Raw genomic sequence first — 11,110 nt, forward strand, 5'->3', positions numbered from 1 at the left:
TACTAGAGTGTCACCATTGTTAAGTCCTTTTACTGCAGCTTTTTAGGACCAGTAAAAGTCCCTCGCAGCAAGGTACGCATCATTTAGTAGTCACCAATTGTCAGGGATGCGGTTCAATACAAGGTGGAGAAGGAAATTTTTGAAGGAGGGGAAAGTGCTTCTAGAAAAGTGTGGATACGTTGCCGCGACAGCCATGTTTCTGGCATTGGCAGGATGCGACGCTATTAGGCAAACCGGAGACCTTGACCCTAGCGGATTTCTAACACCGGATGTTTACGCCAAGCTTGAGCAACCCGGCGATCCGTTGAGAGCGGGCTTAAGCTATATCAACCCAGACTTCGACGCCTCCGGCTACGACAAGCTCTTGCTCGACCCCATCGTTTCGTTCACCGACCAGTCGAGTGGCGGCAACTTGAACGCACAGGACTCGCAAGCGCTAAGCAACCATTTTTATTCATTGATCGCCAGTGAACTCAGTCAGGACCTTAAACTGGTTACTTCGCCGGGGCCAAACACGTTGCGGTTCAAGCTTGCAATTATCAAGGCTACCAAAAAGAACGTGACTATGGACACAATCTCCACGGTTGTACCCGTAGCTCATATCGCAACTAGAGCAGCCGACTATGTTACAGACAAACCGGTGTTCAACGGCCAGCTTAAGATCGAATTCGAGATGCGCGACTCCTTGAGCCGCGAACTTTTGGGAGCAGGTATTGATTCCCGCGTTGGCGGCAAAGTTCTAACCCAAGATCAGTTCGACGCTTGGTCAGACGTCAATATGGCGATGAACATATACGCGCAAGGTATGCGTTACCGCCTTTGCTTGCTTCGCCAGATGCCGAACTGCAAGCCGCCGACGCTGAGGTAACTGGAGGGCATGCCAAATTGTAGATCGACGTCCTTGTAAACTGTTTGCCGTTTGAGATGACGACAATTTCACTATGGTGCGCAAACAATAGGTTTGGATTGACGGGCGCGCGGCTTCCGACGTTGGTTTTCAGCGTGCAGGTATTTCCTGTGTAGAGCCGATTACAATCACTCCAAACGTATGCGATGAAAATTAGAAAGTGCCTGGCGGGTCTTTGAGCAATGCCGACAAGGCCGGCAATTGAATATTAGGCGAACGGCACTTTCCGCTCGCCCTCCAAGACCAGATCTGACCCTCGACTGCTTCGATTAATAACGCCAAGCAAGTTCAGTCATCTTCTTGGTTTAAATGTTGATTTTCTCCAAATCTTTTGAGGAGGTTCACTTTATATGTTCCGATTTCTTTAATTCTCGATGCAGGTTACCCTAATCATGGCGCGTCGTTGGCCTGCGGCGATGCGACGGTTTGGACCAAAAGGGAAAGGAGCGGTCAAATGGACCCGGTATTTCTTTCGGTCGCCTTTGTGTTGGGTTTTTCCGCGCGTCAGGTGGGTCTTCCACCACTGGTTGGTTTTCTGGCCGCAGGTTTCGTTCTCAAGGGCGTGGGATTTGAAAGTACGCCATTTCTGGGCCAGTTCGCCGACCTTGGTGTTATTTTGCTTCTCTTCTCAATCGGCCTAAAGCTTAAGATCGAGACCTTGCTCCGACCAGAAGTCTGGGCAGGCGCCAGCATTCATATGGCCGTAATCGTTGGGTTTTTCGGGTTCGTTATCTTCCTGATCTCGATAGCAGGAGTTCGCCTCTTTACCGATCTTACTCTTGCGACGTGCGGGCTGGTGGCATTTGCGCTCAGCTTTTCCAGCACAGTCTTCGCCGTTAAAACTTTCGAAGAAAAAGGCGAGATGCAGTCTTTGCATGGTCGAGTGGCCATCGGCATTTTAATCGTGCAGGACGTTATCGCGGTTGTCTTCATCACTGTTTCGACCGGCCAGGTGCCGTCAATATGGGCGCTGGCTCTATTCGGACTTTTCCTGCTGCGCCCCTTTTTGTTCTTTATTATGGATCGTTGCGAGCACGGCGAACTGGTACCTTTATTCGGATTGGTCGCCGCCCTCGTCCTGGGAGCCGCGGCCTTCGACCTGGTAGGACTCAAACCGGATCTGGGCGCACTTGTCCTTGGGGTTCTGTTGGCAAAACATGCTCGGGCAGGTGAGATCTCAGACTCACTGCTAAGCTTTAAAGACATTTTGCTGATAGGTTTTTTTCTCAACGTGGGTTTGACTGGAACTCTTAGTCTCCAAGCCTTGCTTGTGGCGCTGCTATTCGTCTTTCTGCTGCCAATCAAGATAACGCTTTTCTTCTTCTTGCTGACCCGCTTCCGCTTACGCGCACGCAGCTCTTCTCTGTCTGCTTTGGGTCTTGCCACCTATAGTGAATTTGGCCTTATCGTAGGTGCCATAGGCGTATCAAACGGATGGCTTTCCCCAGATTGGTTGGCAGTTTTAGCGGTCGCTTTGGCTATCACATTTGTGCTCGGGTCGCCGGTCAACACCATGGCCCACGATCTCTATGCCCGCTTTCATGAAAGCCTGACCCCTTGGGAAAGTACCGAACGTCACCCAGATGATCAGCCCATTCATGTTGGCGACGCTCGAATTGCCGTCCTCGGGATGGGAAGAGTGGGAACAGGTGCCTACGACTATTTGTGTAAGCACTATGGTGACGTCGTCGTCGGCTTGGAGAGCAATCCAGACACTGCCAATCTCCATCAAAAGGCTGGCCGCAATGTAATCTTGGGTGACGCCACCGATTCCGACTTTTGGGAGCGGGTTCAGTCGGGTGGGGTTCGTCTTGTTCTTTTAACTTTGCCGGAGTTGGCCGCCAATCTCGATATGATCCGCCGCCTTTCCGATAGCCCTTATACTGGAAAAATTACAGCAGTGGCGCGTTATCAGGACGAAATCGAAACACTAAAGCAGGCGGGTTCAAATCTCGTCGTCGACAGCTTCTCTGAAGCCGGGGCAGGATTTGCTGCGCGCGTCAAAGCGCAATACTCATCCGAATTGGCTAAGGTTGGGGTGACCGAGGTACGGTGACACGAGTTTATTTGGTATATCCACTTCTTAGTTTGGGAAAAACTCCCAGAGTGGGGAACTTCCCTCTTAGCAGGGCTGCCGCGCCGTTGCGCTCGCTTTATGAGCAATGGCATTGCCCTTGCTGTGCTGGATTTTAGATAGCATTGGTGAGCAGCCTCATCTGACTGGTCCAACGTGATTGTTAGTGCATGATCGGCCTGTGATCCATCGGGATGATGGTTTCCGGTGCCGGAGGGCGATAGCCCAGTGCACTGTGTGGCCGCTTTGTGTTGCAGTGTTTCCTCCATTCTTCGATGGCCGTAAATAACCCAAAACCGCCTTTTTTCCCGTCCGGTTGCCAGAATCGCAGTCTTAGGTGATCCTTCAAGAAATCGAAGGATCGCAATATGTTTAGGTTTCTATTAATTGCTTTCGGTATGAGCGTATCTACTGCCGGGTTCGCGCAAGTGGAATCTGAGGGCGTCGCCGCAGAAGAAGATACGTCGGCGATTTCGGCCAGCCTTCTGACTGACGCAGAGTTGCAGACCCTGGTCGCCCCTGTGGCTCTTTACCCTGACACGCTGCTCATACAGATATTTGTCGCGGCTACACAACCATTGGAGATTGTAAAAGCCGAACGGTATTTGCTGGATAACGCCGACCGCGACCCTGCTGAGCTTGAGCTGGAAATCGAAGCAATGGGCTGGGATCCTTCTGTTAGTGTTTTGGCGACAGCGTTCCCCGAAGTCGTTGGTCAGATGGCCACCCACATCGATTGGACCGAGACCGTCGGCACCGCCATGCTGGCCCAGTCCGATGATGTGATGGATGCGGTGCAGGTAATGCGGGACCAGGCGATTGACAGCGGGGCTCTTGTTTCAGGGCCCGAGCAAACTGTCGAAGTGTCTGACGACGAAACAGTCGTAATCACACCGACTGAACCCGAAACAGTATACGTCCCGCAATACAACCCGGAGACAGTTTATACTGGCCCGTCTGCTGGAGATGTTGTGGGCGCGGCATTGCTGACTTTTGGAACTGTGGCCCTGATCGACGAGATTTTTGACGATGACGACGATTGGTATGACTACTGGGGATGCCGAAATTGTGGTGGTTGGGGCGGGGGTCCGATCTACCGAAACCCGGACATCGACATAGACGTCGATGGCAATGTCAACATCGGCAATGACATAGATTTAGGCGACCGAACTGATATCGGCTGGAACCCCGATCCTGATCGTCAAAAGGAAGCCCGGGATAAGATCGCAGATCACAAAAGACCTGAAGGTGGACGTGGCGACATGCCGGTCAACCGTCCCGAGGGTCGCACGGATGAACTGCGTGCTAAGTTGAGCCGCGAGTCTGGTGCCGCTGACATCAGCCGGGACCGTGCCACGGCAGCAGTTGCAGCTGGCGCCGGGGCCGTCGCTGGAGGAGCTCTTGCGAACCGGGGCAGCGGGAACAAGTCTTTGCCACAGGTGAACCGTGGCAACGCCGATCGGGACAAGGCTGTTGCAAAACAACAGGCGATTGATCGCACCAAACGTCCGGATGCAACGAAAAAACCAGTCGCACAAAGACCGCAGGCCGCCAAAAAGCCCCAGGCGAAGAAAGCGGCGTCGACGCAGCGCAAGCCCACGGCGTCCAAAGGGCAGGCGATGAAGAAAAATGCGTCCGGCAGCAGAACTAAAAGCGCGTCCAAGCGTGGACACGCCGCCAAAGGCAAGCGGAGACGGTAAGATGCGTAGATTAGTATATTCAGTTTTATTGCTTGCCGCGACAACAAGCCCGGCGCTCTCTGAAGGAGCCCGATTTGATACGCCGCAAATGGCACTGGACGCTTTTGTAGATGCGTTGAAGGTTAATGATCAGAGCAAGCTGCTCGAAATTTTCGGGCCCGAAGCCGAGGATTTAGTTGGAACGGGTGACCCAGCGGAAGACCAAGAAAGAAGGCAGGAAGTGCTTGGTATGTACGCTGAGGGGTATCGCTTTCAGCCCGAGGATAAAGGGGTTGTACTTCTTCTGGGTGAAGACAGTTGGCCCTTCCCGATCCCAATTCTACGAATGGAAGATGGCTGGCGCTTTGACCTGGAAGCCGGAATCGAGGAACTCTCTGCCAGAGAGATTGGGTTGAATGAGTTGGAAGTGATCGAACTGCTTGAGGCTTATGTTGACCTACAAGCGGCTTTCCGGCTGGTGGATCACAACGGTGACGGCGTTATGGAATTCGCCCAAGCGATCATTTCTGATCCAGGAAAGCGAAACGGACTATTCTGGCCAGATGACGATAGTTTCGTTGGTGCAGCGCTTGCCCGAGCCGCCGCTTCCGGGTGGAGCGACGGTGAGGTCGACTATGAAGCCGAGCCATTTTTAGGGTACTACTACACGATTTTGCATGGTCAGGGACCGAATGCACCCGGGGGTGCCTACTCCTACTTTGTCGGTGATCGCTTCGTCGCGGGACATGCATTGCTCGCAGTGCCTTCAGATTATGGACAAACTGGTATCCACTCCTTTCTGGTTGGCGAAAACGGTATAGTTTACGAGGCAGATTTTGGCTCGGAAACACTTAATATTGCAGCAGAAATCTCTACTTACGACCCCGACACTAATTGGTCACCAGTCGAGTAATATTTGATTGATAGCGATGCACAGGTTCTGCGCTTTGGCAAGGCCACTTGTCGTGGTGCGTGTCACAAGTTTCAGTTCAATTGTTTACGTGTACCCGATTAGGTTTAGCGAGGATCGGTCTTGTAACGCGCATTGCGCCACGAGCAAATTGACAATCCTTCGATTTAGTCCATTCTTCTGCCTTCACATGTTTTGACAGAATGACGGAAAAGGCTCGCGATGTGTGAATTCGGCCTAGCCTCGATCTTGCACTCGCAGCGAAGGTTCAGACTGACGGGCTGCGGCGCAGCGACAATTACTATTGGTCAACGGCGGCTCTGGGCCGCCCACAAGGGCGGCCCGGATCGTCAGATTTCAATTGCCTCTGCAATCGCGAGTGCGTCTTCCAGCTCCACCCCGAGATACCGGACCGTGCTGTCCATTTTTGTGTGGCCAAGCAATAGCTGAACTTCGCGCAAATTGCCTGTCTTTTTGTATATCTGCGTGACCTTGCTGCGCCGCATCGAATGCGTGCCGTATGCGCTCGCCTCTAAACCAATCGACGTGACCCAATCTCGGACAATCCGTGCATATTGGCGGGTCGAGATGTGAAGACGCTCATGGAAACGGCCTGTCCACAGGTACTCTGAGCCGACCATGAGCTCATCCTCCATCCACTTTTCAACAGATGCTCGCGTTCCTTCGGAGATTTCGAAGCGCATTGGTTTCTGCGTTTTGCTTTGCAGAATGGAAGCGCGTTCTTTGATCTGGCCCGACGCCATCACATCGACGACTTTCATCTTCACCAGATCACAGCCGCTGAGCTTGTTGTCGATCGCCATGTTGAACAGTGCAAGGTCGCGATGGCTCCCGGCTAATTCAAGCCGGACGCAGATTGTCCAGACATGCTTTGGTTTCAGTGGTCGCTTCTGACCGACGATGCGGCTCTTGTTCCAAGCTGGGCGAAGCGCGCGAATGGCAGGTAAGTTTGGTGTTTCCATGGCTGATCCTCCGATCCGCCAAGCCCTCCCACAGCTACAACCCGACGTTGACAGATCATCATATCAAGAGATGCTGCGTTGCATCCGACGTCCGAAGAGCGCCCGAAAAACCGAATGCTGCGGACGGGATGAATGGGTGGACTGCCGACACTTCTGCTGCTCGGTGCGGTGGAGACCATCTTCTGTTTTGGTGTGGAATGAAGTCTGTCAGGTTCAGCCAAACTTGATATATGTCGGATCTCAAGCGAGGTAGACCGCAACTTCGCGATGCGACGAGTCGCAAAACTTTTTTGGGCTGCATACCAACCCCGGTGAAATGAGGGACAGATTGGTTTTTGATAGAAACGTTCCGCTTCGATCAAGAAGTATCGCCATCAATGAGTTCAATGACCGTCAGACAGAGATAAACGAGCACTTTTGGTCGTTCGTCGTCATGACTGAAAATGCTCGTTATCTTGCCAGAAAAGCGAAGGAGTCTGATTCAGAGACTTTGACGGCAACCATTTTCCAAGCCGGTGGGCCGAACATTTCTCGGATTCCAAATACTGTTGATGAGTGGTTGACGGCCAATGATGCGCTCGGAAATTGGCTTCGGCTGTCGGCCCTTGTCTCGGCAGTGGCCTTCCACGAGGCATACATGAGCAGGATTTGTCGAACCGCTCTGATGTCAGACCCCTTGTGCCGCTTTGGGGCATCTCGTGAGCTAGATGGAATTGCCCTTCTCAAACGTGGCGTAGAGATTGACTACGAAGCAGATCAGAAATTGCTCACTCGAGATGCTTGGGGTAGACGAGAGGCCCATTTTAAGCGCATCTTCGGCGCTACTAACACCTCCGAAATGTTTCCGATTTCAGAGCTCGAGAAGATGAGAAAACTTCGGAATCAATTCGCCCACGGTTTCGGCCGTTCCCTTGATGTGCCCGACCCCTCGGATTTGCATGATCGTGTCTCCGGAAGGATTTCTCAGGTCAAGCTTCTGTATTTCTTAAATATTCTATCAAGTTCAGCGAGCGCCATTGATCGCTACCTAATGCCTAAATTCATAGGGTCGTTTGAGATACTCCATATGTACCACCACTGGAAGACCACCAACGTTTCGAATACTTCCGCTCGCGACTTTAAGAAGCACCTAATCGCAAACGGTTTTCCGGAAGCAAATGTCCCCTACTGCGAAAAAATGATCTCTTTCTACGGAAATGTGTGAGGGGCTAAGCGAACGTCAATAATTTGCAGGTTGTTGCTGTTCGTAGCGATCTTTTGATGGTCTGCTTTGTCCGCATACCGGACGTTCCGCACCGCTGACCATTTTCAGAACTGTGCGGGTGTGATGCCCAACGATGTCGTTAAGGCCAATCGTGCCGCCAAGATGCGAGAATTGGACGCGCAACTAGCGGGGCTGTTTGTCACCCGTGCGGCAATTTCAGACGTTTCTGCGGACAGTTTTAGTGATTTTTGGAAAATCACTCCAACGTTTTGGCTCGGCTCGTTGCAGAGCATACTACCCCACTCGAAGAACGGCTTGCCATGGCGCGCGGGAAGTATCGGTTGTCTTGATAGGCCACACAACTGCCGTTCGCTGCATGTGCGGATAGGGCGGTACTTAATGTCAGCTTTTGGCTGGGTTTGCCAAACATAAGGCATCGCAGGTCCGAGAATACCATTGGCCATCACGTACCCCGCAGTATCGTTGGCGTGCCAAGGTACGATCACGTTAAACGGGCTCATCGCCCTTGCAATATGGGCGATTTCGGCGGCGTGAACCGCATCGGATTGGAGGTGACCATTACGCGCGCCAGCGCGGTTTCCGTTGTCTGCTTGCTCATTGCGTCGAACGCAGGGTAGCCTTGGGCGTCGACGTCCAAAGCTGAGATAATTTTTGCGTTCACCTTTGTCTTTGCACCAATCGACGCCGGTATCTTGTCAGTTTTGATGTCAATGTCTGAAGTCTTAAGCGACGATTGCTCGTCCCGCTGCGTAGCTCTCGGTCTTTTGCTGCGGAGCGCCCTCGCGAGGATTCCCTGCAGGCTCGCGTTGTCGGGATCGAGGCGCAATGCAGCCTTGGCTACAGCCAATGCGTCATCGGCCAGATCAAGCTTCAAAAGCGTACGCCCAAACAGGGAAAAGAGTTTCGCCACGTCCATGGATTTGTTTAGCAACCCGGTGCCGGCCTTTTCCGCCTCGCCCGTGTTCTTTTGCCCGGCTACCAGCGCACGCCCCAGTCTGAGCCATATCTTTAGCGAATTTGGTCGGCGCTCCAATAGTTTTACGAACTCCCGGTAGGCAGTACCGTTGTAGCCCTGTCTCGCGGCAATTACCCCGTGCATGTAGCGCACACGTGGATCGTTCGGCTCAGCATTCACGATTTGCGCAAACCCGCGCTGTGCCGCCGCCAGATCTCCGGCGTTATAGAGTGCTTTGGAACGCTTCAACACATAACGCAGACAACGCCGATCAAGCTTGTCGCCAAGATTTTTACCGCTTTGCGTAATCAGCAGCAGCGACCGGATTTTTGCGTCCTTTGATCCGAAAGAGTACTTGTAAGGCTCGTCGCCGCGAAGGAAATCATATTTTTTGAAGCCCTGCGAAATGGCGTGTCTAATGGCGTAGGAATGAAGGACCAAACCCGGCGGCGGGCCTTTGAAGGCCGTGTCGCGCGCACCGATATAGAAATTATAAGCCATGCCTTTCCGGTCGACCAATATGCTGAACACACAAATCGGACGGTCTTCATACCAAAGCATTGGCATGAACAACGTATTTGTCGCCCAAGCTGTTCTGAGCATTCTGCGCTGGGTTTTCAGAATGGCGTTCAACCGGTCGCCTTTGCGCTCACCCCATTTATCAGTCCATAGCCGGATAAGAGTTTCAATATCCCGGTCAAACGTTTCGCTGGTTGTGTGCGTAAAACGATACGCGTCCGAGGCTTCTACCTGACGCAGAAAGCGCCGGATCTTTTGGCGGGTGTTTTTGCTGACTCTTTGACTAAGAAACTCGTCCCAATCTCCTGGAAGCATCGTATGGGGGCATACCCCGTTATTGACGCCGTCGGGTTCGACCATTTTCAGGTGCTTCAGCTCGAGGATTTCACCCGAGAAAGCCCTGAGGAACAGATTAAGCCGTTTGTAGGAGGTCGGGAGGTTGAGAAGACGGAGGCGCCGCCAGTTCATCTCTTGCAGTTTTTGAGCAAGTGCGGGTATGGCAGTCTCTTCAGATTCAGGTCGGCAGATTAGGCCGTTATAATCCGAAACGTAGTTTCCAGTCAGATAAATCTCATTATAGAACCCGCCGGAATCGTGCTTAGTAGCCAGCCGAACCGGAAGAAAGGCTACATATCCTGGTTCGCCATGAGGCGCCCGGACAGCAAGAACAAAGCTACCGGCACCAGCGCTTTCCGCAGTTCCGAAAAGCCATTCAAATGACAGGAAATAATTGGCCTCGGGATCTGCCTGATATACCGCGTTCCATTGTGAACGCAGCTCAATGATTGCAGTTCGCCCCTCAATTAAATCTACTCGCACAACACCACTCTCTAACACAAAGTACTCAAAAAAACTGACAAGCAGTATATCAGCTTATTCCAAAAAATCTATTCTTGCGGATTTCTGCCCGAAGCATTGCCAAGCTGTTGAGTGGCGATAAGGAAGTGTCGTGGAAGACTGCCTTCAGGCACCCGTTTCAGCCGCATAGTTTAGTCAGAGATCAAAGGCATCCGATCGAACGTGCCAGGAGACAAGGTGAGATCGCGTTTGGCTTCCGCAATCTCCAATCGAGTTCAGAACGCTTTGACGTGGTTAGGCATCAGTGGTCTCCTTAGCCCATAATCCGCCCTTTGTGTATGCAGGTGGACAGGTAGCCCTTTAACAAGTTCCTGTGCTCAATGTCTGGCTATATGGTTTCTCAATGCGCTACACGAGCAGAGACCTGCAGCGTAATTGATAGCAGCATTAGGCACACTGGGCTCTTTGAAGCATTTCGCAGAGAATGACAGCAGTCAGCCCAAGTGTGCCTTCAGGACATGGACAGTTCAGTCTCATGGTGAAAAGCGCCTTGCTCGTTGCCACACCCATGTATCTCATTAGCGGCAATCAGGCGAAGTTCAGGATGAGAACGATGAAGTTGGTTTTTTGCTGGTATGCGGTTTTGTTGCCGGAGCGGCTATGGTGTTACCTCCCAGCTTGAGATGCGATATCGCAACCCACTGCTTCAGCCCAAGCCAATGCGAAGTCACCTGTGGGGAACTTAAAGTTGCATTAAACCCTTTACCTTCACGCACTTCGAACACTCACGTAGTGATGTATAAGGACTCATCGCGACTTTTACAGGGACTTGTGCGAATAGGCTCTGTTGCGCGTTACCACAGTTTTATTCGCCTCCTTTTGCCTCCACAGTGCTTCCAGTTGTATTGGCGGGATGCAAAAAGCCTCGCGGTTTGCGAGGCTAAGCGTTTGATATTTGGCTGTTATTTTTGGTTGCGGGAGCAGGATTTGAACCTGCGACCTTCAGGTTATGAGCCTGACGAGCTACCGGGCTGCTCCATCCCGCGACACTTTGCGTTGG

7 protein-coding genes, 1 tRNA gene and 1 pseudogene are annotated in these 11,110 nt (G+C 52.3%); 5 read left to right on the top strand and 4 right to left on the bottom strand.

Annotation, left to right across the window (positions count from 1 at the left end):
* Positions 1–154 precede the first annotated feature (154 nt).
* Entirely contained in the window at positions 155–868 is a 714-nt protein-coding gene (locus ACR0KW_RS09240) for a DUF3313 domain-containing protein (RefSeq protein WP_480804708.1), read from the top strand.
* Between the two features lie 493 nt (positions 869–1,361).
* Complete coding sequence (locus tag ACR0KW_RS09245) at positions 1,362–2,963, top strand: cation:proton antiporter domain-containing protein (RefSeq protein ID WP_480804709.1); 1,602 nt, start codon at positions 1,362–1,364, stop codon at positions 2,961–2,963.
* 181 nt (positions 2,964–3,144) lie between these two features.
* On the opposite strand, the pseudogene ACR0KW_RS09250 reads toward ACR0KW_RS09245, so the two are convergent.
* Positions 3,145–3,258 (bottom strand): annotated as a pseudogene (locus ACR0KW_RS09250) (integrase core domain-containing protein); the annotation flags it as partial.
* A gap of 223 nt (positions 3,259–3,481) precedes the next feature.
* Between ACR0KW_RS09250 and ACR0KW_RS09255 the strand changes: the two are divergent.
* Positions 3,482–4,681 (top strand): DUF3300 domain-containing protein, encoded by a 1,200-nt coding sequence (locus ACR0KW_RS09255; protein WP_480804710.1) that lies wholly within the window; start codon positions 3,482–3,484, stop codon positions 4,679–4,681.
* 1 nt (position 4,682) lies between these two features.
* Complete coding sequence (locus ACR0KW_RS09260; RefSeq protein ID WP_480804711.1) at positions 4,683–5,573, top strand: DUF2950 family protein; 891 nt, start codon at positions 4,683–4,685, stop codon at positions 5,571–5,573.
* A gap of 347 nt (positions 5,574–5,920) precedes the next feature.
* Here the strand turns inward: ACR0KW_RS09260 and ACR0KW_RS09265 are convergent, their stop codons facing one another.
* A complete protein-coding gene (locus ACR0KW_RS09265) occupies positions 5,921–6,553 on the bottom strand; it encodes a tyrosine-type recombinase/integrase (protein WP_480804712.1) in 633 nt (210 codons plus the stop codon).
* 328 nt (positions 6,554–6,881) lie between these two features.
* Between ACR0KW_RS09265 and ACR0KW_RS09270 the strand changes: the two genes are divergently transcribed.
* Complete coding sequence (locus ACR0KW_RS09270) at positions 6,882–7,757, top strand: hypothetical protein (RefSeq protein WP_480804713.1); 876 nt, start codon at positions 6,882–6,884, stop codon at positions 7,755–7,757.
* Between the two features lie 517 nt (positions 7,758–8,274).
* Here ACR0KW_RS09270 and ACR0KW_RS09275 read toward each other — a convergent pair.
* Positions 8,275–10,071, bottom strand: a complete 1,797-nt coding sequence (locus ACR0KW_RS09275) for a GNAT family N-acetyltransferase (protein WP_480804714.1) — start codon at positions 10,069–10,071, stop codon at positions 8,275–8,277.
* A 948-nt stretch (positions 10,072–11,019) separates the two neighbouring features.
* Positions 11,020–11,096: transfer RNA gene (locus ACR0KW_RS09280), tRNA-Met, on the bottom strand.
* Positions 11,097–11,110 lie beyond the last annotated feature (14 nt).

The sequence above is a fragment of the Ruegeria sp. CG11 genome, from assembly GCF_056537245.1.

Bases quoted from the DNA above. Each gene is read 5' to 3' on its own strand.
- ACR0KW_RS09260 (WP_480804711.1), top strand. From the start codon at position 4,683: ATGCGTAGATTAGTATATTCAGTTTTATTGCTTGCCGCGACAACAAGC.
- ACR0KW_RS09265 (WP_480804712.1), bottom strand. From the start codon at position 6,553: ATGGAAACACCAAACTTACCTGCCATTCGCGCGCTTCGCCCAGCTTGG.
- ACR0KW_RS09245 (WP_480804709.1), top strand. From the start codon at position 1,362: ATGGACCCGGTATTTCTTTCGGTCGCCTTTGTGTTGGGTTTTTCCGCG.